Origin of the sequence: Nocardia puris (assembly GCF_036051655.1) — a bacterium.
GTDB classification, from domain to species: Bacteria; Actinomycetota; Actinomycetes; order Mycobacteriales; family Mycobacteriaceae; genus Nocardia; species Nocardia puris.
This window is the reverse complement of the sequence record NZ_CP107943.1, coordinates 5,222,302-5,245,847: the sequence shown is the minus strand read 5'-3', so window position 1 is coordinate 5,245,847 and position 23,546 is coordinate 5,222,302. Positions and strand designations below refer to the sequence as shown.

Annotated in this window: 21 protein-coding genes; 2 read left to right on the top strand and 19 right to left on the bottom strand. The window is 69.3% G+C overall.

The annotated features are described in order from the left end of the window. Nucleotides 1-16 precede the first annotated feature (16 nt). The 9 genes from OHB21_RS24130 to OHB21_RS24090 all read right to left on the bottom strand — a co-directional run bounded on the left by OHB21_RS24130 (nucleotide 17) and on the right by OHB21_RS24090 (nucleotide 9,029). Nucleotides 17-580 (bottom strand): NlpC/P60 family protein, encoded by a 564-nt coding sequence (locus OHB21_RS24130; protein ID WP_407675009.1) that lies wholly within the window; start codon nucleotides 578-580, stop codon nucleotides 17-19. A gap of 344 nt (nucleotides 581-924) precedes the next feature. Further along, nucleotides 925-4,050: an isoleucine--tRNA ligase gene (ileS, locus tag OHB21_RS24125; RefSeq protein WP_067510792.1), complete on the bottom strand. Its 3,126-nt coding sequence runs from the start codon at nucleotides 4,048-4,050 to the stop codon at nucleotides 925-927. Nucleotides 4,051-4,338: 288 nt separating this feature from the next. Continuing rightward, nucleotides 4,339-4,536, bottom strand: a complete 198-nt coding sequence (locus tag OHB21_RS24120) for a hypothetical protein (protein ID WP_067510793.1) — start codon at nucleotides 4,534-4,536, stop codon at nucleotides 4,339-4,341. A 159-nt stretch (nucleotides 4,537-4,695) separates the two neighbouring features. Continuing rightward, entirely contained in the window at nucleotides 4,696-5,553 is an 858-nt protein-coding gene (wag31, locus tag OHB21_RS24115) for a DivIVA-like cell division protein Wag31 (protein WP_067510794.1), read from the bottom strand. Nucleotides 5,554-5,619: 66 nt separating this feature from the next. Then, complete coding sequence (locus OHB21_RS24110) at nucleotides 5,620-5,922, bottom strand: YggT family protein (protein WP_067510795.1); 303 nt, start codon at nucleotides 5,920-5,922, stop codon at nucleotides 5,620-5,622. A gap of 89 nt (nucleotides 5,923-6,011) precedes the next feature. Further along, the gene (locus OHB21_RS24105; RefSeq protein WP_067510796.1) at nucleotides 6,012-6,794 is read right to left on the bottom strand and encodes a cell division protein SepF; all 783 of its coding nucleotides are present in this window, start codon (nucleotides 6,792-6,794) and stop codon (nucleotides 6,012-6,014) included. A gap of 189 nt (nucleotides 6,795-6,983) precedes the next feature. Then, nucleotides 6,984-7,721, bottom strand: a complete 738-nt coding sequence (locus OHB21_RS24100; protein ID WP_195126253.1) for a YggS family pyridoxal phosphate-dependent enzyme — start codon at nucleotides 7,719-7,721, stop codon at nucleotides 6,984-6,986. A 58-nt stretch (nucleotides 7,722-7,779) separates the two neighbouring features. Continuing rightward, nucleotides 7,780-8,517, bottom strand: a complete 738-nt coding sequence (gene pgeF, locus OHB21_RS24095; protein WP_067510798.1) for a peptidoglycan editing factor PgeF — start codon at nucleotides 8,515-8,517, stop codon at nucleotides 7,780-7,782. Further along, nucleotides 8,514-9,029 (bottom strand): GtrA family protein, encoded by a 516-nt coding sequence (locus OHB21_RS24090; RefSeq protein WP_067510799.1) that lies wholly within the window; start codon nucleotides 9,027-9,029, stop codon nucleotides 8,514-8,516. The genes pgeF and OHB21_RS24090 overlap by 4 nt, the downstream gene beginning before the upstream one ends. Before the next feature lie 161 nt (nucleotides 9,030-9,190). Here OHB21_RS24090 and OHB21_RS24085 point away from each other — a divergent pair, with 161 nt between their 5' ends. Beyond that, the gene (locus OHB21_RS24085; RefSeq protein WP_195126254.1) at nucleotides 9,191-11,668 is read left to right on the top strand and encodes a beta-ketoacyl synthase N-terminal-like domain-containing protein; all 2,478 of its coding nucleotides are present in this window, start codon (nucleotides 9,191-9,193) and stop codon (nucleotides 11,666-11,668) included. 27 nt (nucleotides 11,669-11,695) lie between these two features. On the opposite strand, the gene OHB21_RS24080 is transcribed toward OHB21_RS24085, so the two are convergent. Genes OHB21_RS24080 through gmd form a run of 8 tightly spaced genes read right to left on the bottom strand, consistent with a single transcriptional unit; the run spans nucleotide 11,696 to nucleotide 21,582 of the window. Beyond that, a complete protein-coding gene (locus OHB21_RS24080; protein ID WP_195126255.1) occupies nucleotides 11,696-13,042 on the bottom strand; it encodes a cytochrome P450 in 1,347 nt (448 codons plus the stop codon). Next, nucleotides 13,039-14,340: a flavin-containing monooxygenase gene (locus OHB21_RS24075; RefSeq protein ID WP_195126256.1), complete on the bottom strand. Its 1,302-nt coding sequence runs from the start codon at nucleotides 14,338-14,340 to the stop codon at nucleotides 13,039-13,041. The genes OHB21_RS24080 and OHB21_RS24075 overlap by 4 nt, the downstream gene beginning before the upstream one ends. Continuing rightward, nucleotides 14,337-15,902 carry a glycosyltransferase family 87 protein gene (locus OHB21_RS24070; RefSeq protein WP_067510803.1) on the bottom strand — a complete coding sequence of 522 codons (1,566 nt, stop codon included), beginning with the start codon at nucleotides 15,900-15,902 and terminating at the stop codon, nucleotides 14,337-14,339. Before OHB21_RS24070 ends, OHB21_RS24075 begins: the two co-directional genes overlap by 4 nt. A gap of 45 nt (nucleotides 15,903-15,947) precedes the next feature. Then, nucleotides 15,948-17,117: a glycosyltransferase gene (locus OHB21_RS24065; protein WP_195126257.1), complete on the bottom strand. Its 1,170-nt coding sequence runs from the start codon at nucleotides 17,115-17,117 to the stop codon at nucleotides 15,948-15,950. 9 nt (nucleotides 17,118-17,126) lie between these two features. Beyond that, the gene (locus tag OHB21_RS24060; RefSeq protein ID WP_195126258.1) at nucleotides 17,127-18,314 is read right to left on the bottom strand and encodes a class I SAM-dependent methyltransferase; all 1,188 of its coding nucleotides are present in this window, start codon (nucleotides 18,312-18,314) and stop codon (nucleotides 17,127-17,129) included. Beyond that, nucleotides 18,311-19,300: a GDP-mannose 4,6-dehydratase gene (locus OHB21_RS24055; protein ID WP_067510806.1), complete on the bottom strand. Its 990-nt coding sequence runs from the start codon at nucleotides 19,298-19,300 to the stop codon at nucleotides 18,311-18,313. Before OHB21_RS24055 ends, OHB21_RS24060 begins: the two co-directional genes overlap by 4 nt. Beyond that, on the bottom strand, nucleotides 19,301-20,563 hold the full coding sequence (locus OHB21_RS24050; RefSeq protein WP_067510807.1) for a class I SAM-dependent methyltransferase: 1,263 nt from the start codon (nucleotides 20,561-20,563) through the stop codon (nucleotides 19,301-19,303). It lies immediately after the preceding gene. Beyond that, complete coding sequence (gene gmd / locus OHB21_RS24045; protein ID WP_067510808.1) at nucleotides 20,560-21,582, bottom strand: GDP-mannose 4,6-dehydratase; 1,023 nt, start codon at nucleotides 21,580-21,582, stop codon at nucleotides 20,560-20,562. The genes OHB21_RS24050 and gmd overlap by 4 nt, the downstream gene beginning before the upstream one ends. Before the next feature lie 86 nt (nucleotides 21,583-21,668). Here gmd and OHB21_RS24040 point away from each other — a divergent pair, with 86 nt between their 5' ends. Next, entirely contained in the window at nucleotides 21,669-22,523 is an 855-nt protein-coding gene (locus OHB21_RS24040; protein WP_084537821.1) for a glycosyltransferase, read from the top strand. On the opposite strand, the gene OHB21_RS24035 is transcribed toward OHB21_RS24040, so the two are convergent. Both OHB21_RS24035 and OHB21_RS24030 read right to left on the bottom strand, forming a co-directional pair. Continuing rightward, on the bottom strand, nucleotides 22,405-23,127 hold the full coding sequence (locus OHB21_RS24035; protein ID WP_198161770.1) for an NAD-dependent epimerase/dehydratase family protein: 723 nt from the start codon (nucleotides 23,125-23,127) through the stop codon (nucleotides 22,405-22,407). The two genes, OHB21_RS24040 and OHB21_RS24035, sit on opposite strands and share 119 nt — an antisense overlap. After that, nucleotides 23,127-23,537, bottom strand: coding sequence for a cupin domain-containing protein (locus tag OHB21_RS24030; RefSeq protein ID WP_067510809.1), 411 nt, complete (start codon nucleotides 23,535-23,537; stop codon nucleotides 23,127-23,129). Before OHB21_RS24030 ends, OHB21_RS24035 begins: the two co-directional genes overlap by 1 nt. Between the last annotated feature and the right edge of the window lie 9 nt (nucleotides 23,538-23,546).

Here is a 23,546-nt window from a genome sequence, read left to right as displayed (position 1 = left end):
GGTCGGCCCGGCCCGCTCAGAACCGCCGGATCGAGTAGATCGTGAACTGCGACAGCGGCGCCAACCCGACGGGCACCCCGAGCCCGTAGGCGTTGAGGATCTGGCCGAAGCCCGCGTAGATGCCGACGTGGGAGCCGTCGGCGTTGAGCACCACGACGTCGCCGGGCGCGAGCGCGCCGAACGGGACCGGCGTGCCGACGGTGGCCTGCTGCCAGGTGGTGCGCGGCATGTCGACACCGACCTGGCGGAACGCCCACTGCACCAGGCCCGAGCAGTCCCAGCCGTGCGGGCCGGTGCCGCCCCACACGTAGGGTTTGCCGGTCTGGGTGGCGGCCAGGGCGAGGGCGGCGACGCCGCGCGGGCTGGGCAGCGGCAGCGCGGCCGAGCCGCTGGAGGAGCCGGAGCCCGACCCCGAGCCGCTGCCGGACGCACTGCCCGACGCGCTACCGGTGTCGGCCCAGGCGGGGCCGGCCAGGATGAGTGTTGCCACGGTGCTGAGCACGAAGCCGATCAGCATGCGACGCAACGGTTTTCCGGGTTTCCGGGACGAGAGTTCGGTGGGCGAGGGTTTTCCGGTCATGAACGCACCCCTGCTGTCGGTCCGGCAAACGGGCCGACCACGGCGGCCCTGCTGACACGCGGCGCCGCTGCGTCCTCGATGCGGTACCGCCGACCTCTGCGCGCCGACCGGCCGTCACGACCACCGGCGCGGCGCAGATCAGGTAGAACACGCCTCACGTTCTGTCACTATGACCCCAGAGCCACCCCTGGCACCATCAGCAACAGCCCCGATTCTGCCCCCGATCCCCAACCCCCGGTCAGGTTTCCAGCAAATTCACAGCATGTGATCTACACCACACAAGCGAGTCCAGGCGCGAGGGCGCCCCGGGGTCGCGGTGACCCCGGGGCGCACGGCCCTCCCGCTCAGGCCTTCGTCACCGTGGCGCGGACGCCGCCGACGAGTTCCGGGGCGTCCGGGGCCGCACCGAAGGTGAGGCTGGTGGCGAGGATTTCGCCGGCGATGAGGTCGCGGTGGGTCTCGGCCCAGGCCAGCCGGTCGGCGGGGACGTCGAGGACCACGGTGATGCGGTCGGAGACGTCCAGGCCGAGGGACTTGCGGGTCTCCTGGAGATCGCGGATGAGGTCGCGGGCCCAGCCCTCGGCCTCCAGCTCCTCGGTCACCGCGGAGTCCAGCACCACCAGGCCCGCGTTGCCGGGCAGGGCGGCGGTGGACTCGGGCTCGGCCGCCACCAGGCGCTGGGTGTACTCCTCGGGCAGCAGGGTGATGCCCGAGGCGCTCACCACGCCGTCGGGGCCCTCCGACCACTCACCCGCCTTGACCGCCTTGATCACCGTCTGCACGTCCTTGCCCAGGCGCGGACCGGCGGCGCGGGCGTTCACGGCCAGCTCGAACCGGCCGTGCACGTCCACGTCGGTGGTCAGGTCCACCTTCTTGACGTTGACCTCGTCGGCGATGATGTCGGCGTACGGGCGCAGCCGTTCGGCGTCGGCGGCGGCGATGGTCACCTCCGACAGCGGCAGCCGCACCCGCAGGTTCTTCGCCTTGCGCAGGCTCAGCACCGTCGAGCACACCGTGCGCGCCTCGTCCATGGCCGCGACCAGCTCGTCGTCGTGCGGGAGCTCGCCCTCCTTCGGCCAGTCCGCCAGGTGCACCGAACGCTCGCCGGTCAGCCCGCGCCAGATCACCTCGGTGATCAGCGGCAGCAGCGGCGCCGCCAGCCGCGACACCACCTCGAGCACCGTGTGCAGCGTGTCCACCGCGTCGCGGTCCTCGGACCAGAAGCGCGAACGCGACCGGCGCACATACCAATTGGTGAGCGCGTCGGCGAACGACCGCAGTTCCTCGCAGGCGCCCGCGATGTCGTAGACCTCGAGCGCCTCGGTCATCACATCGCGGGTTTGCGCCAGCTTCGCCAGGATGTAGCGGTCCAGCACATTGGTGGAGTCGGTGCGCCACTGCCCCGGCGTCGAGGCGTACAGCTGCAGGAAGCTCCACGCGTTCCACAGGGGTCGCAGCGCGTGACTCACACCTTCGCGGATGCCGCGCTCGGTGACGATGAGATTGCCGCCGCGCAGGATCGGCGAGCTCATCAGGAACCAGCGCATCGCGTCGGAGCCGTCCCGGTCGAACACCTCGTTCACGTCCGGGTAGTTGCCCTTGGACTTGCTCATCTTCAGCCCGTCGTCGCCCAGCACGATGCCGTGCGCGGCGACGGTCTTGAACGCCGGGCTGTCGAAGAGCGCGGTCGAGAGCACGTGCAGCGTGTAGAACCAGCCGCGCGTCTGCCCGTTGTACTCGACGATGAAGTCGCCGGGGAAGTGCGAGTCGAACCACTCCTTGTTCTCGAACGGGTAGTGCACCTGGGCGTAGGGCATCGACCCGGACTCGAACCAGCAGTCCAGCACCTCCGGCACCCGGCGCATGGTCGACTTCCCGGTCGGGTCGTCGGGGTTGGGCCGGGTCAGCTCATCGATCATGGGCCGGTGCAGATCCGACGGGCGCACGCCGAAGTCGCGCTCGAGTTCGTCGAGCGAACCGTAGACGTCCACGCGCGGGTGGGCCGGATCGTCGGACACCCACACCGGGATCGGGCTGCCCCAGTAGCGGTTGCGGCTGATGTTCCAGTCGCGCGCGCCCTCGAGCCACTTGCCGAACTGACCGTCGCGGATGTGCTCGGGCACCCAGGTGATCTGCTTGTTCAGCTCCACCATGCGGTCGCGGAACTTGGTGACCGCCACGAACCACGAGGGCACCGCCATGTAGATCAACGGCTGGCCGGAGCGCCAGCTGTGCGGGTAGGAGTGCTCGATCGTCTCGTGCCGCAACAGCTTTCCGGCGGCCTTGAGGTCCTTGATGATCACCGGGTTGGCGTCGAACACCATCAGGCCCTCGTACGGCGGCACCATCGAGGTGAACTTGCCGCCCGCGTCCAGCGGCTGCACGATCTCGATGCCGTTGGCCGCGGCGACGTCCATGTCCTCCTCACCGAAGGCGGGCGCCAGGTGCACGATGCCGGTGCCGGAATCGGTGGTGACGTAGTCGGCGGTGAGCACGCGGTGCGCGTTCGGGTGGCCGAGGAAGAAGTCGAACGGCGGCGCGTAGGACAGCCCGGCCAGCGCCAGCCCGTCGTACTCGGCCAGCACCTCCGGCTCCTCGCCGAACTCGCGCGCGTAGTGCGAAACCCGTTCGGCCGCCAGCACGTAGCGCTTGCCGTCGGCGCCGCGCAGGTGCACGTAGCGCACGTCGGGGTGCACCGCGACGGCCAGGTTGGAGGGCAGCGTCCACGGCGTGGTGGTCCAGATCAGCGCGTTCGCGCCGTCGAGGGCGCGCAACGGGTGGTCCTCGGGCACCGAGAGCACCATGTCGACGGTCACCGCCGGGTCCTGGCGCATCTTGTACGCGTCGTCGAGGCGGGTCTCCTGGTTCGACAGCGGGGTCTGCTCGTACCAGCTGTAGGGCAGCACCCGGAAGCCCTGGTAGATCAGCCCCTTGTCGTACAGCGACTTGAACGCCCACATCACCGACTCCATGAAGTCGAGATCGAGGGTCTTGTAGTCGTTGTCGAAGTCGACCCAGCGGGCTTGACGGGTCACGTAGTCGCGCCACTCACCGGTATAGCGAAGTACCGATGTTTTACAGGCGGCGTTGAATTCCGCCAGGCCCATGGCATCGATCTGTGATTTGTCCGTGATACCGAGTTGCTTTTCCGCCTCGATTTCCGCGGGCAGGCCGTGACAGTCCCAGCCGAATCGCCGATCGACCCGCTTGCCGAGCATGGTCTGGTACCGCGGGATCAAATCCTTGACGTACCCGGTGAGCAAATGACCGTAATGCGGCAGACCGTTGGCAAAGGGCGGACCGTCGTAGAAGACGAATTCGCCGCCGCCCGAACGGTTCTCGATGCTCGCGCGGAAGGTGTCGTCGGCCGCCCACGCCTCGAGCACGCGCTGCTCGAGCTCGGGGAACGTGCCGCCGGTGCCCGCGCCGAGGTCGACCAGCGGGTATGCGCTCTTGCTCTCGTCCGCCATCGCGGATGCGTCTCCTCGTGCCACCGCGCCGCAGGCGCGTATCGGTTCGGCACGGGGACGATGCCGGCGCTCGGTGCGCCGAAACCGCGGTACCACCCCGTTTGCCCGGCTCCCACCCGGCGGGGCGGTGGCACGGACCTCTCGTTGCGAGCTGTGACGGGCTCACCCGTTCGGTTCTACTGGGCGCCGTGGCGCGGTTCTTCCGAAAGCTCCCCGGTGATGGCCGGATCGACGCCTGTGTGTCTCGATTCTAACCGGCTCTGTCCAGCGAGAATTCCCCGCCCGCGCTCAGCGCTTGGCGTGCTTGCCCTGGGGCGGTGCGTCACCGTCGGGCCTGCGCATGGACAGCGCGCTCACCAGCAACAGCACGGCACCGATCACGCACACGACGATGCAGGCCCAGGCCCAGATCACCGATCCCGTGGTCAGGGCGGTGATGAGCAGGGCGAAACCGATCGCGGCGAGAACGAGCGTCAGGACGAGCATGGTGACCCCCTAGGCAACCTTCGGGCAATCGCTCCGCCCGAAAACACTGAGGCACCGGCGGAGTCCTCCGCCAGCAACTCCCCAGCATCCCCGGCGGTACGACTGTACCCCGGTGCCTCCGGCAGGTGGCCTGTGGGCGAGGAGTGTCGGGCCGGTGGGCTACTTGCCGCCCTTGGCGAACGACGCGGGGGCCAGGTTGTTCGCGGTGTTGGCGTCGGCGAAGGCCTCGCCACCGTCCACCGGAACGGCCGAGCCGCGGTTCTCCAGCTCCTCCAGCTGCGACTCCAGGTACGACTTCAGCCGCACGCGGTACTCCCGCTCGAAGGTCTTGAGCTGCTCGATCCGGCTCTCCAGCACGCTGCGCTGCTGGGTGATGGTGGCCATGATCTCGGTGTGCTTGCGCTCGGCGTCGGCCTGCAGGGCCTCGGCCTTCTCCTTGGCCTGGCGCAACTGGTTGTCCGAGCGGGTCTGCGCGTCGGAGAGCATCGCGTCGGACTTCTGCCGCGCGTCGGCGATCATCGCCTCGGACCGGGTCCTGGCGTCGCCGACGAGTCGCTCGGAGTTCGCTCGCGCGTTGGAGAGCAGGCTCTCCGCTTCGGTCTTGGCGTCGCTGGTGAGCCGGTCGGCCATCTCCTGCGCGAGGCTCAGCACCTTGGCAGCCTGCAAGTTCGCGTCGGCGCCGGGGGCCTCCTTGCCCGCGGGGGCGGGCGCCGCGACCGGGGCCGGCGGCGCCGCGGGCACCGGGGGTTTGATCGGCTCCGGTTGTGGGGGCGGTGCTTGCTGCACCGGCGCTTTCACCGTCGACGGGGCGGCCGACCGGTTCTTCTTCGCGTCGGCCAGCTCGGCGTCGAGCTCCGCGACCCGCTGGCGCAGATCGGCGTTCTCCTCGATCAGGCGCGAAAGCTCCTGCTCCACGAGATCCAGGAAGGCGTCGACCTCGTCCTCGTTGTAGCCGCGCTTCCCGATCGGCGGTTTGCTGAACGCGACGTTGTGCACATCGGCTGGGGTCAGCGGCATGGAAGGATCCCTTCACGCGTCTTGTGGAGATCTAGCAGATCTAGCAAGGTATCTTGGCCCATTCTGTCACACCGGAGCTACCGGTTGGCCGAGCCTGCTCACGATGGACATCAGGATGAACACGATGAAAAGCAGGACCATAATCGACAGATCCAGGCGAATTCCCCCCAGGGACACCGGCGGTATCACCCGCCTCAGCAGTTTCACCGGAGGGTCGGTGATCGTGAAGATCACCTCCAGGATGACGACGACCACCCCCGTCGGTCGCCAGTCACGGGCGAAGCTACGGACGAACTCGATGATCACCCGGCTGATCAGCAACAGCCAGAAGATGAACAGTACGAAGTACAGCACCGCGAACAAGGCCACGACTTCACTCTGCCCGAAAATCGGCGTCGCGCAAAATGACCACACCGACCCGCGCGTGACGAGATCGGCCAACCCCCCTGATCACGACCCTATTTCTGGTTGTAGAAGCCGGTTTCGGCGATCCTGCGGCGTTCCTCGGCCGATACGTCGACATCGGCCGGTGAGAGCAGGAACACTTTCGTGGCCACCTTGTCGAACGAACCACGCAGCGCGAACGCCAGGCCGGCCGCGAAGTCGACGAGACGCTTGGCGTCGGCGTTGCTGAGGTCGACCAGGTCCATGATCACCGGGTTGCCCTCACGGAAGCGCTCACCGATGATGCGGGCCTCGCTGTAGTCGCGCGGGCGCAGCGTCGTGATCTTGGACAAGGGACCTCCGTCCTCGAAGATCCCGGGCCTGCGGGCGGGCGCGGGCTCGGGGCGCACGCGCTCCTCCAGCCGCCGCTCCTCGGCGTCGGGATCGACGGCGAGCGCACCCCGGGTGGCTCCCCGCAACATCGGCGCACCGCCGCCCGCCCGGAACCGGGCCGAGGAGGGCGCGGCATCGATGCGGGTGGGGCGTCGCGGCGACTCGTAGCGGTCGTCGCCGTACGGCTCCTCGGCGTAGTCGTCGCGGCGCGACGGCGCGTAGGCGCCACCGTAGGGCGACTTGTAGGCCGGCTCGGGGTAGTCGGGCTCGTCGTCGAAACGCTCGGCGCCGTAACGATCTTCGGCGTAGCGATCGGCGCCGTAGCCGGGGCGGTCGGCGTACGCGCGCGCCCGCTGGCCACCGCGCTCACCCGCCCGGGGACCACGGTCGTCGACATAGTCGTCCTCGTAGTCCTCGAGCGGAACCATGCCGAAGTAGGCCTTGAACTTGTGCAGCGTACTCATCACCCCACCACCTCGCTGTCGCTGAACCCGGCCTTGACCACGAAGGTCGCTGCGTCTGTGACTCGCTCGCTGCGCTCGCTCATTCGGTCGACCTTCCTTCGGCCCCGGTGGCGGCCGGGTGTTGAAGTCTTGCTCAGCCCCCGTCGGTCCCAATCTTATGTGTCGAATGTGACTGATGAGGTTTCTTTGCTACGCCGAGGTTATCGGTCGAGCGCCCATCAAGCCGGTACCGACACGCACAAGCGTCGCGCCGTGTCGCACCGCGGATTCCAGATCACCCGACATTCCTGCGGAAAGTTCGGTCGCGGCGGGGTGCGAAGCCAGCAAACGCGTGTGCAAGGTCGCAAGACGCGCGAATGCGCTATCAGGGTCGTAACCCAGCGGCGGGATGGCCATCAGGCCCCCGAGGCGCAATCCTTCGGCGTCACCGACGCGTTCGGCGAGCATGTCGAGTTCGCGTTCGGCGGCGCCGCCGCGCGCGGGGTCCTCGTCCAGGCTCACCTGGATCAGCACGCGCAGCGGTTCGGCGCGCAGGCCGGCCTCCAGTGCGGCCAGCGAACCCCTGTCAAGGGCCGTTGCCAACCGTTCGCTGTCCAGCGAGTGCACGGTGTGGGCGTAGCGGGCCACCGCATTGGCCTTGTTGCGCTGCAACCGGCCGATGATGTGCCACTCGATCCCCGCCAACCCCGACAGGTCGGCGGCCTTGCCCGCCGCCTCCTGCTCGCGCGACTCACCGAACTCCCTGCGCCCCAACCGATACAGGATCTCGATGTCGGAGGCGGGGAAGAACTTCGTGACGGGCAGCAGGCGCACCGAGCCCGGTTCCCGGCCCGCGTCCGCGCGCGCGGCCTCGATGCGCGCCAGCACCCGGTCCAGGTTCTCCGACAGTTCCGCGGTCCGTTCGGTCACCGCCGCGCCCGCGCTCATGCCCGCACCTGCCCGCCACCGGTCTCCGGCACGCACCCCGACCCCATGCCCCGCGCACTCATGCCTGCACCTCGCCCGTCGACATCCAGATCACCCCGGCGATACGCCCGGTGGGCGCGCCGCGGCGGTGCGAGAAGAGTGTCTGGTCCTCGATGGTGCAGCGCGGGTCCTCGGCCACGGCCCCGACCCCGGCCTCGGTGAGCTGGCGCCGGATGCCGGCGCGCAGGTCGAGTCCCGGCGTGCCGCGCACGGTGGTGGTCGCGCTACCGGGCAGGTGCGCCTCCACGTCGGCGCGCATCTCGGCGGGCACCTCGTACTGGCGGCCCGACGCGGCGGGGCCGAGGAACGCGCCGATCCGCTCGGGCCGCGCGCCGACCGACAACATCGCCTCGAGCACGCGCGGCACGATGCCGATCCGCGCGCCGATGCGCCCGGCGTGCACGGCGGCGATCACGCCCGCCTCGTCGTCGGAGAGCAGGATCGGCACGCAGTCGGCGGTCAGCACCACCAGCGCCAGGTCGGGCACGGTGGTGACCAACGCGTCGGTGGCCGGGACCGGCTCGGCGCGCGGGCCGTCGACGATCTCGACGTTGCGGCCGTGGATCTGCTCCATCCACACCAGGCGGTCGGGCGTGAGACCGATGCCGGCGGCGAGGCGGTCGCGATTGCGGCGCACGGCCTTGGGATCGTCGCCCACGTGGTCACCGAGATTGAACGAGTCGTAGGGCGGCGCGGAGAAGCCGCCCGCGCGTGTGGTGGTGACCCGTCGGACGGTGCGTGCGGGAGCGGAAGTCATGGCTTCGAGGGTAGTGGCGCCCGCTGGTCGCGCCGCTGCGGGAAGACCACCGTGACGAACGCCCAGAACCGGAACACCATCCCCAGGGCGGTGCCGATCAGCTGCGCCGAGACGAAGTCCGCGATCTCCTGGGTGGTGCGCGACACATGCGGCAGCTCGAGGTGCAGGACGTAGCGCGACACCCACAGCGGCGCGGTGTTGACGGCGATGCCCAGGAAGCTCACCAGGAAGAAGAGGGCCGCTTCGTGGTGGGTGCGGCGGCCGCCCCTGGCACGGAACGACCACTGCTTGTTCAACAGATAGGAGAGCGTGATCGCGCACAGCACCGCGATCGCCTTCGCGGTGACGGGCCGCGCTTCGAGCACCGTGGTCTTGAGGGCCACGAAGATGACGGTGTCCACGGTGAACGCCGCCGCGCCCACGAACGCGAACCGCACCAGCTCCCGGCGCCGCGCCTCGTCACCGAAGACGGCCGTGACCCGGGCGAAGACCGGGCGCCGAGAGCTGAGCACAGGTAGAGTCTGCTCGATATCTTGTTACCTCACAACAAGATCGAGGAATATCCGGGTCCGCGACGGCGGATGAGGCAGGTGGCGGTGTGCGAGGGATTCGACGAGCCCGGCGCGGTGACGACGAAACACGTTCCGCGACAACCGGACCCGAGCCGATCGCGGTGATCGGACTCGGGTGCCGGTTCGCCGGTGCCGAATCGCCCGCCGCGCTCTGGCGGGCCCTGCTCGACGAGGTCGACACGGTATCGGACACACCACCCCCCGGCCGGTTCCCGGAGCACGCGCGCGCGGAAGGGCCGCGGTTCGCGGGCGCGTACCTGGCCGATGTGGCGGGCTTCGACGCGGAGTTCTTCGGTATCTCCCCGCGCGAGGCCGCCGAGATCGACCCGCAGCAGCGGCTGGCCTTGGAGCTGGCGTGGGAGGTGTTCGAGGACGCCGGAGTGCGTCCGGCCGCCGCGCCGCGCACCGGCGTCTACTTCGCCGCCAAGTTCAACGACTATCGCGCGCTCAAGCTGGCCAGGGGCGCGGCGAGCGTGACGCCGTTCACCAGCACCGGCGACGTGGAGGGCGTGATCGCCAACCGCGTCTCGCACGCGCTGGGCTTCGACGGGCCGAGCCTCGCGGTCAACGCCTCCTGCGCCGGGTCGCTGGTGGCCGTGCACCTCGCCTGCCAGGCGTTGCGCGCCGGCGAGTGCGAGACGGCAGTGGCGGGCGGGGTGCACTTGAACCTGCTCGCCGACACCACGGCCGGGCTGGCGGCCCTCGGCGTGCTCTCCCCCACCGGCCGCTCCCGCGCGTTCGACGCCACCGCCGACGGTTACGCCCGCGGTGAGGGCGGCGCCGCCGTGCTGCTGAAACCCTTGGCCGCCGCCCGCCGCGACGGCGACCGCGTGTACTGCGTCGTCCTGGGCAGCGCGACCAATAACAACGGCCACAACCCGACGATGCCCGCCAGCAGCGCCGACGGCCAGCGCCAACTGCTGCACCGCGCCCTGGCGCACGCCGGAATCGCCCCGGAGACGGTCGATTACGTCGAGGCCCACGGCACCGGCACGGTGGTGGGTGACCGCGCGGAGCTGACCGCGCTCGGCGAGGTGTACGGCGCGGCGCGCGCCCCGGAGCGGCCGCTGCTCGTCGGCTCGGTGAAGACGAACATCGGGCACACCGAGGCCGCCTCCGGACTCGCCGGACTGATCAAGACCGCGCTCGCCCTGCACCACCGCCGCATCCCCCGCACCCTCCACTTCTCCTCCCCCGCCCCGGATGTCGACCCGGACGCCCTCGGCCTGCGCGTGTGCGCGGAGGCGGTGGACTGGCCGGAGTCCCCCGACCGCCCGGCCCGAGCGGCGGTGAGCGCCTTCGGTTTCGGCGGGTCGAACGCGCATGTTGTGGTGGAGGCGGGGACGTTGGCGAGTGTCGAGGGCGTGGCGGGGCCGGTGGTCGGGACGACGGCGGGCGGAACAAGGTGGTGGCGCCGCGCGAAGGTGGGCGGATCAGGTTCGAATGCTGCGCTTCGCTGGGGGACAACGAGTTCGGTTGGCGGGCGGGCGACAGCGGAACTGGCCGGCGCGGGCAAGCCCGGGGCGGGCACGACAAGCGCAGCGGGCGAGCCTGGCGCGAGCGAGGCAGGTTCTCTGAGCGCCCCGGATGGTGATCGGTTGGTGGTGTTGTCGGCCCGCACCGAGGCGGCGTTGCGCGAGCACGCGGCACGGGTGCGGGACTTCCTGCGCGAGAACGCCGATGCCGGGTTGGACGACCTCGCACATACGTTGTGCCGCAAGCGAACCCACTTCGCCCGGCGTCTGGCGGTGGTGGCGGGCACGGTGGACGAGGTGGTGGAGGCACTACACCGGTATGCCGAGGGGGCCGGGGGTGAGCCCGAACCCGACCGGCGCACCGTGGATCGGCTGTTGAGGGCCGCGCTGCACCCGGGCGAGCTCGGGTGGCGCGAGCTGCTGGAAGCGGTCGGTGGGGCGTATGAGCAGGGTGGCGACCCCGATTGGGACGCGGTGAACCCCGTCGCCGGGCGAATCTCCTTGCCCACCTATCCCTTCCAGCGGAAGCCGTATTGGGTGAGCACGCCGGAGCCTGCTCCCGCAAACGCAGGTGCCGAAACGTCTTCCGGACCAACGTCGTTCGAACCGGGCGGGCGGGCCGAGCCTATAGCCGCAGCGACCCGGGATCCCCTCGCGGTCGTCACCGGCGAACAAGCCGACCCCGCAGCCACCCCGACCCCGGATCGGATCGCTGTCATCACGGGCGAACAGGCCGAACCCGTAACCACCGAGTCCCAGGACCTCCTCACCGTCGTCACCGGCGAGCTCGCGGCGGTGACCGGCCACCCGGCGACCGCGATCGCCACGGACGGCAACTTCGCCGACTTCGGGTTCACCTCGCCGCACGCCATCGAGCTGAGCAACCGCCTCGCCGCCCGCCTGCCGATCCCGGTCCCCGTCGCCCTCGTGTGGGGCCATCCCACGTGCGCCACGCTGGCCTCGGAGCTGGGCCGCCGGATGGCGCAGCCCGAGGCACCGGCCCCCGCGACGAAATCCACCGCGACTGCCGAACCCGAGGACACGGAGAACCAGGAGGCGCTGTCGGCAGCCGACCTCCTCGCGATGGCCGACCGGCTGTTGTGACACCGAACGGCCTGCACTACCGGCCACTTACTCCACAACCGCCGCCGCCCTGCGCACCGGCCGGATCCGAATCCCGGTCCCCGGACGCAGATTCACCGATGCGGCGGGGACGACCTCGTGGTCGGGATCGAGCTCGAGGCGGAACCGCTGCACCGTCATGGCGAGCATCAGGATCATCTCGGTCATGGACAGGTCCTTGCCGAGGCAGATGCGGGGGCCGCCGGAGAACGGGAAGAACGCGAATTTGTGCCGCTCGGCGACGGATTCGTCGCTGAACCGTTCGGGACGGAACTCCTCAGGATCGTCCCACAACCGCTTGTCGCGGTGGATGTAGTACATGCACAGGGTGACTCGCGCGCCCGCGGGCACGTGGTAGCCGCCGATCTCGTCGTCCTCGATCGGTGTGCGCTCCACGATCCAGGCCGGCGGGTAGAGGCGCATGGTCTCCTCGATCACCATGCGGCAGTAGCGAAGGCCGGCGAGGTCGCTGAAATCCGGTGTGCGATCGCCGAGCCGGTCGCGCACCTCGTCGGCCAGCCGTTCCTGAATATCGGGGTGGGTGGCGAGCAGGTAGCACGCCCACGACAGCGCGTTCGCCGGGGACTCGTGCCCGGCCACGAGCAGTGTCTTGATCTCGTTGAGCAGGTCCTCTTCCCGCATTCCCTGCCCGCCTTCGTCGCGGGCCCGGACCAGCGCGGTCAGCACGTCGGCGGTGTCGCCGCCACGGCGGCGTTCCTCGATGAGGCCGCGCACCACGTCGTCGAGTTCGCCGACCTTGCGGGCGACGCGCCGCGCGGCCGGGGTCGGGAAGTGCTGCGGCAGTTTCACCGGCGCGTTCACCCGCTTCATGATGAAGTCGAACGCCGCGCTCATCGCGTCGGTGACCTGCCGGGTCCCGGTGGTCAGGTCCAGACCGAACAGGACCCGACCGGTGGTGGCGAGCAGCAGTTGCACGTAGTCGTCGTAGATGTCGCGGTACTGCCCGGCCGCGCCGTCCCAGCGGTCCAGCATGGTGGCGGTGCTGTCGGTGATGTCGGCGGCGAACTGCTTGACGTGCGAGTGCGAGAACGCCGGATGGATCAATGTGCGCTGCTTGCGCCAGTATTCGAGGTTATTGGTGGTGAGCTGGCCGTCGCCGAGCAGGATGGCGAACTCGTCGTAGATGGGGCTCTTGCGGTAGTTGGTGTAGTTGTCCTGCAGGACGTACTTCGTCATCGAGGGATCGGTCACCAGGTACACCAGCATCGGCCCGGCGTCGACGCGGACCACATCCCCGTACCGGTCGATGAGGGTGCCGACGGTGCCCAGCGCGTCGCGGCTGAGCCGAGGCAGCAGACGTGCGGTTTCGACCAGACCAGGTCCCGGTGCTTTCATGACCGGTCCTTTCCTCTCAGTAGCTTCGCATGGGTGCGAAGCTGATTCAGGTATTCCTGTTTCTCCACCACCAGCGGGTACCGGTCGCCGTGGTACAGCCGGATGCCCGCGCGCAGCTCCGGTTGCGGCCGGGTGAGCGCCCCCTCGAACGCGCTCACCCGCGCCGGCTCCCGGCGGGCCACCAGGTAGTCGGCGACCAGCCGCGCCTGGGCCGCGTACACGTCCCAGTGCGAGCCGATGGGCCGAGCCATCCCCACCACGAACAGGTTCGGCGTGTTCGGCGGGAACAGGTGCAGGTACAGCCCCGGGCCCGGGGCATCGTCGGGCCAATTCAGGTGCGCGCGAGCGACGATCGGATAGTCCGGCACGAATCCCGTGGCCAGCACGACCAGATCCACCTTCTCCTCGCTGCCGTCGGTGAAGGTCACCAGATCGTCGTGGATCGACACCACACCGGGTTTCGCGACGATGTCGCCGTGGCTGTAGTGGTGGTGCAGTTGATCGCCCAGCATCGGAATCACCACGCCGCCACTGAAATCGGGCACCGGCAGCCCGTAGGTCCGCGACCGATTGCGCAGGTAGGAGAACAGCGAGAGCGACGCGCGCCTGCGCAGCGGCCGCCACATCCTCCCCTGGAGCATGGTGTCGGTCGGGCGGCCCAGCAGGTACTTCGGCATGCAGTAGAAGCCGCGGCGGCTGGAGTGCACGGTGAGCGCCGCGTTGACGGCGCAGTCGGCCAGAATGTCGGCCGCGGACTGACCGGCCCCGACCACCAGCACCCGCTTGCCCAGGACCTGTTCCGGATGCCCGTAGTCGATCGAGTGCAGCACGGGAATGGTGGCCTCGCCGGGGAATTCGACGCGTCGCGGGCTGCGGTCGTGTCCGGTGGCCAGGACCACGCCCGCGAACTCGCGAGTGGTGCCGTCGGCGAGGGTGACCACCCAGCCCGCGTCCGGGCCGTCCGGGGCCGGTTCGATACGGGCGACCGCCGTGTCGAACCGGATCCGCGAGACGAGATCGAACTCCTCGGCGTAGGCGTGCAGGTAGCGCAGCACCAGTTCGTGGCCGGGGTAGTCCGGATAGTCCTGCGGCATGGGAAATTCGGGGAACGCTTGCACACCCTTGGACGCGATGACGTGCGTATTGCGCGCGACGGGCGAATCCGCCCGCCGCGCGTCCCAGATGCCACCGAGACCCGAGGCCGCCTCGAACACTTCGACGTCCAGTCCGCGCGCCAGGAACGCCCGCGCCGCCGCCAGACCCGCCACGCCCGCGCCGATCACCGCGTACGTGGTCATGACGTGGTCACCGCCCGCGCGGGATCCGCCGGGGACGTGGCGGATTCGTCCGGCTCGGTGCCCGCCGACGCCCGCCACGCGATGGCGAAACAGCCCACGTAGACGATGGTTTGGGCGACGAGGGTGAAGTAGACGTTCTCCGCGTAGACGGCGACGATCAACCACGCCGCCACCAGCACGGCGATGCGCGCCGCGGTGGCCCGCATGAGTCCGGCGTACACCGCGAACAGCCAGATCGCGCCGACCGCGATGTACACCCAGGGCCCGAACGGCGCCCGGAAGGAGGCCAGGGTGAGCACCGCGAGCCAGATGGCGAGGTTCTCGGCCCGGAACCGGCTGCCGTCGGCACCCGCGGCCACCCGCCTGCGGACCCGTAGCGCCGTCACCGCGACCAAGGCGACCAAGGCGAGGGTGTATACGTCGGTGATCAGGCGCGCGGGCCCGGTCGGATCACCGAAATCCCAGCCCATGATCTGGATCTTGTACGGCAGGCCGAACGGCGAGTAGTTCACCAGCTGGTTCGCCCGGTCCACCAGCACCCATTCGTGGTACTCACCGCTGGCCAACTGCTGCCAGGTCCCGTTGGACAGGAACTGCTTCCACGGACCCCAGCCGAACACCGCGTAGGTCGCCACCGCGTAGATCGCGCCGAATCCGGCCGTCCACCCCAGCGGCTTCCACTTGCGTTGCGCCAGTAGGTAAACCAGCAGAATCGCCGGGGACACCTTGGCCACGATCGCGAAAGCCAGTGCGGCCCCGCCCAATGCGTGCTTGCCCTTCGCGAAGAGCACCATCGCCCCGACACCGCCCACGTACAGGATCAGCACGTGGATATTGCCCAGCTGCAAGGTGGCCAGCGTCGGCAGGCTCGCCCACACGACGGGCGTGCAGGCCGCCAGGATCGCGCCCTGCCTGCCGCCGATCCAGCGGGCGATCGCCAGCATGGCCAGCAGCACCACCGCGACATACAGTGCGTACCACAGTGATCGGAGCGCGTGGAACTCGCCGGAGAACAGCAGCAGCACGCGCGGCAGCAGCAGGAACGGCGGTGGGTACAGGTAGACGTCGCGCTCCTGGGGCAGCACGCTCGGCAGCACGTCGTCGGCCTCGGCCGAGTCGTAGCGGTGCCGGTTGTAGAGATTGTCCGGATCGTGTTCGGCGACGAGGGCGCCGCTGATGTAGCCGGACAGGTGGGTGTGCTGCAACAGGAAATCGTCGTCGGGCGAGAGCGAGCTCTGCGATTGGTGCGGGTCGATCATGAACTGCGCCAACCGCGCCAGCACGGCGACGACGGCCAGCACGGCCACGCTCCACAGCACCTTCACCACAAGGGGTTTGGTGCGCAGCACGGCGCGCCATTCGGCGGGCACCAGTGGCACGCCGACGACGAAGAGGACGGCCCCGACGGCAAGGCCGAGCACGGCGGTGGCGGCGGTCGGCAGACCGGCCACCGACAGCACGATCATCACGACGGGCGTCAGCAGCCCGACGACGAACACCGCGAACATGGCCGAGTAGTAGTCGATGTCGTGGCGGAATCTGTTCCAGGCGGTGGACAGCATGGGCACCTGCGGCTTTCGGGCTTCGAGACGAACGGGTGACGACGATCAGGCGGCCAGGCCGACCCGGTCGCCGAGCAATTCCACGACGGCGTCCGCCACCGTGGCGGGTGCGGGCGTGTCGCGGAGGGCGGCGGCGACGGCACCGGCCGCCGCCCGGTAGCCGGGGGTGTCCAGCAGGGTGCCCACCGAGTCGGCCAACCCATCGATATCCGCTTGGGCGACAGCGTCTTCGGCCGCGATCCCGGCGCCCACGCGGACGATCCCGCGGGCGTAGTCGAACTGGTCGAACATCTGGGGTAGGACGAGCTGGGGCACCCCGTACCGGCAGGCGGTGAGCCCCGTGGTGGAGCCACCGTGGTGGATCAGCAGATCGGAGCCGGGCAGGAACAGTTGCAGCGGCACCTGTTCCAGCACGCGGACATGGTCGGGTGTGGCGCCCAGCAGCGCGCGGTCCGCGGCCGACGCGGCCACCACCACGTCGATTTCGGGCACGCGGGCCAAGGCGTCGACCACTGCCCGCAGCGGACGGGATCCCGTCAGGGCGAGCACGCTGCCACCGAAGCACACCACCACCCGGGGGCGCCGGGAGTCCGGAACAGGTTGTGGCGGCAGCATTCCGGTGCCGTTGAAGGGAACGAAGCGCATCGGAGTGCCGGGCACGGCGTCGGGAGCCTGCACACCCGGCGGGCAGATGTCGAGCACCGCCACCGGTTCGGCGGCCGGTGTGCGCGCCAGCAGGTCGGTCGTGCTCTCGGTGAACGGGCCGCCGGTGGGGTCGATCCCCCACCGGTGCGACACCACCGGGACGCCGAGCTCGGCGGCCAGTACGCGTCCGAGGGTGGCGAGCGGATCGGTGACGATCACCTGCGCACCCCACTCCCGCGCGACCCGGGCGAACGGCGCGAGGAACTGCTCGGCGTGCTGATGCCACCTCCGCGCCGCCACCTCCCACAGCCCGCGACCGGTCGCGGCCTCGCGGTCGGCGAAGGCGGGCACCGGGAACATCGACGGATTCACCTGGTTGCGCAACGTATCCATCGGCACCGCGAGTTCGGGCAGGTCCGCCGCGTCGAGTCCGGCGCGCTGCGCCGTGGCGACGACCTCGGCGCGGGAGGCCACCAGGATCTCGTGCCCGGCCAGGCGCAGCGCCCAGCAGAACGGCACCATGGCCAGCAGATGCCCGGCGGAGGGCACCGGGACGATCAGGAATTTCACGGCGGCACCTCAGCTTTCGGCGTTCTTCAGCCAGGCCATGGGATTCGTGTTGCGCGGCACCCACGGGGCCGCGGATTGTTCGGCGTTGCGGCGCTTCTCGATGACCACGAGGTTGTGATAGAAGTGCAGCCCGCCGACCCATTCGTCGAAACGGCCCGGCGCGCGCCCCGCATCGGCTTCCACATCGCGGTGGTGCAGGGCGTCGACCAAGGTCTTCAGGTAGCCGATCGAGGTTGCGGGACTGTCGAGTTCGGTGCTGGAACCGCCCCAGCCCGACCAGTACGAGGTCTGGGTGTCCTCCACCACGTACAGGCCGCCGGGCCGCAGGTGCGCGAACAGCCCCTCGAACGAGGCGATCACGTCGCCGCTGAGGTGGCTGCCGTCGTCGATGATGATGTCGAACGGTCCGAGGTCCGCGCCGAGCCGCGCCAGGAACTCCGGGTCACCCTGATCGCCGCGCACGGGTTGGATGCGGGGTTCGGCGATACCGGACTTGTCGAAGTAGTCGAGTCCGACGATCAGGCCGCGCCGGAAGTACTGCTTCCACATGCGCAGCGAGGCGCCGCCGGCGTCGGGTACCTGGTAGCCGCCGATACCGAGTTCGAGCACCCGGACGCGACGGTCGCGCAGCGGGGCGAAGTGCCGGTCGTAGCGCGGGGTGTACCAGTGGCCGCCCCACTTGTCCGAGCCGTAGTGCAGCGACAGCGCGTTCAGGTCGTATCGGTGTGCGGCGCAGGCGGTCACGAGGCGATGGGCGGCCAGTTCGGCCGCGCCGCGCGCGACGCGCCATGGGTCGTCGGGCGCGAAACTCCCCGGGCCCGGTTCGTCTTTCACCGCGATGCCGCGGGTCGCGCACTCGGCGTCGGCGCCGCCGTAGACGGCGCGCACCAGCTCGACGAGATCTTGGCGCACGGACAGCCACGGGTCCTCGAGGGTGCCAGCGGTGATCGCCGGATCGTCCGCGCCGAGGGTCATCAGGTAGTCGAGTTGTTTCGCCTCGTGTTCGAGGGCGAAGGCGACCTGGACCGATTGGCTCGGCTGGTCGCCGTACCGTGCCCGCCAGGCGATTTCGCGCAGCACCGCCTCGGCGGCCACGTCGGCGCCCACTTCGCCGAGGCGCGCGGCGGTCTCGTCGTAGGTGCCGTCGGCGAGGGCGATCAGCTGCGCCGCGACGAGGTTCTCATCACTGAATTTCACGCGAATCCTTCCGTTCCACCGGTCCGTACCGGTCTCGCCCGGGCGGTCGGCGCGCCCGGGTGGTCGATCAGTTCCGCTCCTTCGGCGCGCAGCAGGGCGCGCACCATGCCCGGGAAGTCCACCGACGGCGTCCAGCCGGTGCGTTCGCGCAGGCGCCGCGCGTCGCCCACCACCGGTCCCCGGCGCCGGGTGAGCAGCGACGGCTCCTCCCGCACGTGGCGGCGCCAGTCCAGCCCCGCCGCCGCGAAGGCGTACGCGCACAGCTGAGCCACGGTGTGGTGCGTGCCGGTCGCGACCACGAATTCGTCGGGCGCGTCGAGGTCGAGGACCAGTGTCATCGCCCGCACGTAGTCGGGGGCGTATCCCCAGTCGGCGCCCGCTTCCAGGTCCCCGACCACCAGTTCGTCCGCGTCGCCGCGCTGGATCGCGGCGACCGCGCGCACCACCTTGCGCGTGACGAATTCGACAGGCCGCAGATGCGATTCGTGGTTGAACAAGATCCCGGCCGAGGCGAACAGCCCGCGCGCCCGATACGCTCGGCACGCCAGCAGCCCCGCGGCTTTGGTCACGCCGTAGATCGACTGGGGCCGCAGCGCTGCGTCCTCGTCGTAGGTGGTGATCGCCTCCGGCACGGCGGTATTCGCACCGAAGACGTGCGAGGAGCAGGCGTAGAACAGGCGTGTCTCACCGCCGCCCGCGAGGATCGCGTCGGCGAAGTGGTGCACCTGCATGGTGTTCACCAGATGCGACTCGTGGGCCAGGCGCACCGGGTCCGCCGGTGCGCCTTGCGACGAATGCTGCACGGCGGCCAGCAGATACACCCGTGACGGCCGGACTTCGGCCACCAGCGCGGCGACCTGCCCGGCCGAGGTGACGTCGATCGGCCCCCGCCGACCGATGCCCACCACGGTTTCCCCCCGCGCGGCGAGCAATTCGGTGAGCAGCGTGCCGTCCTGTCCGCCGGCGCCGGTGACGATCGCGGTCATCTACACCACATCCAGCTCCGGGAGCGGGAACACCATGCGGCCGCCGCCCGCGCGGAACTCGCGTTCCCGCTCGAGCATCATGTCCCGGAAGTGCCAGGGCAGCACGAAGAACTGGTCGGGCCGCAGCGCCCGCGCCTCCCGCTCGGGCACGATGGGGATGCCGGATCCGGGTGTGCGGGTGCCGAATTTGTCCTCGTTGACCTCCGCGATGCACGCCAAGTCGTCCGGCCCGATACCGCAATGCTGGAGCACCACATTGCCTTTGGTGGAGGCGCCGTAGCCGAGGGTGCGCAGCCCGGCCCGGCGCGACCGGTCGAAGAAGTCGCGCACCACCTCGCGGTGCTCGGCCACCCGCTTGGCGAAATCGTCGTAGGGCGCGCCGGTGTGCAGTCCGAGCGCGGCTTCCTCGCGGCGCAGGGCGGCCAACGCGGCCGCCGCCTCGGGCCCGGGTTCGCCCCGCTTGCCCAGGGTGAGCGCGAAACTGCCGCCGTTCACGCCGTTGCGCTCCACGTCGAGCACGGTGAAACCGCTGCGGGCGGCCATCCATTCGATCTGGTCGAGGGTGTAGTACTCGAGGTGTTCGTGGCAGATGGTGTCGTAGGAGGTGGTCGCCAGCATGGCGGGCAGGTAGCTCTGCTCGAGCACCCAGATCCCGTCGTCGGTGAGGGAGTCGCGCACGGCTCGCATGAACTCGAGCGGCCTCGGCACGTCGTAGAACATGGCGATCGAGGTGATCACCTTCGCCTTGCGGTCGCCGAATTCGGCTGCGGCCGAATCGGTGTCGAAGTAGCCCGGAACCAGCCGCACGTGCGGCGGATAGAACCGCCGGAACTTCTCGGCCAGCGGGTCGACACCCACCAGCGTCGCCGAGCCGGCCGGGTACTGCCGCAGCAGGGTCGCGTCGTTGCTGCCGATATCGAGGACCAGATCGTCGGGGGTGAGTTCGACGCGGTCCAGGATGCGGCGCACCCGGTGCGCGAGGTGGGCGATCATGGACCGGTTCAGTCCGGACCGGTACCCGTAGCCGGGCGCGTACATGTCGTCGAAGGGCGCGGTGTCGCGCAGCTGCACCAATCCGCAACGGTCCGTGTCGTTCTCGTCGCGACGGGCGCAGCGCACCAGTTCCAGCGGATAGCGGGGCACGGCGGTGGGCTCGTCCTTGGGGAACACCCCGGTCAGGGCCATGGCACCCAAGTCGACCACGGTGTCGAGCCGGGGGTTCGCGCACACCCGGCAGCGCTCGACGCGCTCGGCGGTACTCACGCGTGCTCCAGATCGTGGGCCACCATCAGCTCCACCAGTTCGGGGAAGCTGGTGCGGGGCCGCCAGCCGAGCTTGGCGCGCGCTTTGCTCGGATCGCCGGTGAGGTGGTCCACCTCGGCCGGCCGGAAGTAGCGCGGATCGACCTCCACCAGCACCCGCGCGGTGCGCCGGTCTATCCCCTTCTCGTCGAGACCCTCGCCCTCCCAGGCCAAGTCGATCCCGACGGCGGCGAACGCCAGCTCGCACAGCTCACGCACGCTGTGGGTGCTGCCGGTCGCGATCACATAGTCGTCGGGCTCGGGCTGTTGCAGCATCAGCCACATAGCCTCGACGTACTCCTTGGCGTATCCCCAGTCGCGGCGGGCCTCCAGGTTGCCGATGTAGAGGCGGTCCTGTTTGCCCTGGGAGATCCGCACCGCCGCGCGCGTCACTTTCCTGGTCACGAAAACCTCGCCACGGCGCGGGGATTCGTGGTTGAACAGGGTGCCGTTGACCGTGTACATGCCGTAGGCCTCGCGGTGGTTGACGGTGATCCAGTAGGCGTAGAGCTTGGCCACCGCGTAGGGCGAGCGCGGATGGAACGGCGTGTCCTCGCGCAGCGGAGCGCTGCTCAGCCCGCCGTACAGCTCCGAGGAGGACGCCTGATAGAAGCGGGTCGCGATGCCGGTCTTGCGGATCGCGTCCAGGATGCGCAGCGTACCGATCGCGTTGGTCTCGGCGGTGAACTCGGGGATCTGGAACGAGATGTGCACGTGCGACTGCGCGCCCAGGTTGTAGATCTCGCCCGGCCGCACCTCCTCGAGCACGCGGTTCAGGCTGCTGGAGTCCATCAGGTCGCCGTAGTGCAGGAACAGCCTGCGCTGGGCGTGGGAATCCGGATACAGGTGATCTATACGTTCGGTGTTGAAATTGGACGCCCGCCTTATGATGCCGTGTACTTCATAACCCTGTTGCAGCAGGAATTCGGTCAGATACGAGCCGTCCTGACCGGTTATCCCTGTGATCAAAGCCTTTCGCATGAGCCCTCCACGCAGAGAGTAACTTCCGCTCCCGAAGCGGGTCAATATCTTTCTTTCCAGCCGGGCCGCCGGTAATATCGGGGCGCATGAATGCGGCCCGTAACCGAACCCTGGTGATGATTCCCACGTACAACGAACGTCGCAATGTCGGGCCGTTGCTCGATCAGATTCTCCAGCAGGGAGACGACTTCGACATCCTGTTCATCGATGACAACTCACCCGACGGCACCGGCGAGATCCTCGATGAACTCGCAGTTCAGCACCCTAAAAGAGTGCGCGTACTGCACCGTGCGGGCCGGCAGGGCGTCGGCTCGGCACATAAATTCGGTATTCGCTGGGCGTATGCGAACGGTTATTCGGAACTCATCACCATGGATTCCGATTTCGCACATCCGCCGCTTTATATTCCGCGGCTGCGAGCAGCCGCGGAAAATTATGACGTGGTCGTGGGATCACGATATATCGAGCCGGACAGCCTCGCCGACTGGACTCCCTTCCGCAAGATTCTCACCCGAGTCGGCCATTTCCTGACGGTGACGTTGCTTCGCATGCCCTACGATGCCACCGGGGCATTCAGATTTTACCGGCTCGACCATGTTCCCGCGAGCGCTTTCACTCTGGTGCGCTCGGAGGGCTACTCGTTCTTCTTCGAAAGTCTCTACCTCCTGTCGGCGAACGGTTTCGGGGTCGGGCAGATCCCGATCCACGTGCTGAACCGGACGGCGGGCGAGTCCAAGATGCGCACCCGCGACGTCGCCACCAGCGTGCGGTTCCTGCTGGTGCTGTGCGCGGAGAAGTACCTGCGCCCGTCCCGCCATCGGATCACCGTCCTCGCGCGCCGCCGGCCCGCCACCGGGCCAGCCAATCGACGACGGCTTCGGCACGCGGCCAATCCGTTTCGGTACCGGTCGTCGGATACTGGTCGTCCACAACGTCTTTGACGAACTCCGATCCCGAGCCGGCGCGGTCGCGGACCTCGGCCAGGGTCACGTGGGTCCGCGCGCCGATCTCGCGGAGCCCGGACCCGTCCGCGTGCGCCGCGATCCAATCGGCGCACCACCGCACCGGAGCGAAGCTCTGCCGCGACCGGCCGCTGGCGTAGACCGGCAGGTCCGCCGCCATATCGGCCAGCACCCCCTTGCGGTAGTCACCGCCGTACATGGGTCCCAGCCGCACCACGAAACATCCCTCGTCCGTGCACAATCGCTCGGCCTCGGCCCGGTGGCGCCCATACACGGTGCCGGGTTGCGTGCGGGCCGACATGCTGCTGATGTGCACGAAATGCCCGGTGTGCCACTCCTTGCGCAACCGCGCGGTGAGGGTGACCGTTCGCGCGTGGTCGTCGTCCGGATGTTGTTCGGCCCAGAACCTTTTCGACGGGCACGCCGCATTGACCAGCACGTCGTACTCGCCCTCGCGGTGCCGCTCGTAATCGGCGCGCACCACGGGCACGACAAGGTAGCCGCCGTGCGCGCGGAACGCCTCGGTGAGCGCCGACCCGACGTAGCCGCGTGCGCCCACGATGGCCACCCGTGGCGGCGACATCACTTGCCTTCCAGCGTGTGTGGCAGCGGCGCCACCTGCACGATCGGCGGATCGCACTCGTCCCACGGCTTGGTGAGCATCGCGATGAAGGTGAGCGAGGTGATCGAGTACACGGTGTGCACCACCCCGATCGGCGCGCGTGTGCAGATCCCCTTGGAGAGGTGGATGAACTCCTCGGGGCAGTCGGGGTCGGTGTGGTCGTCCTTGGAGACCAGCACGCCCTCCCCCTCGACGATCAACAGGTACTCCACGAAGTGCGGGTGATAGTGCAGGCCGCGGACTTTGCCGGGATGCATGTAGATGAGGTTGAACTCGAGCAGCGGCTCCGGGGGAACCCAGGTGAATATGCCGCCACGGCCGTCGCGGACGGTGTCCAGATTGCACGAGGGCTTGAGGACTTCGACCTTCATGACTGCATC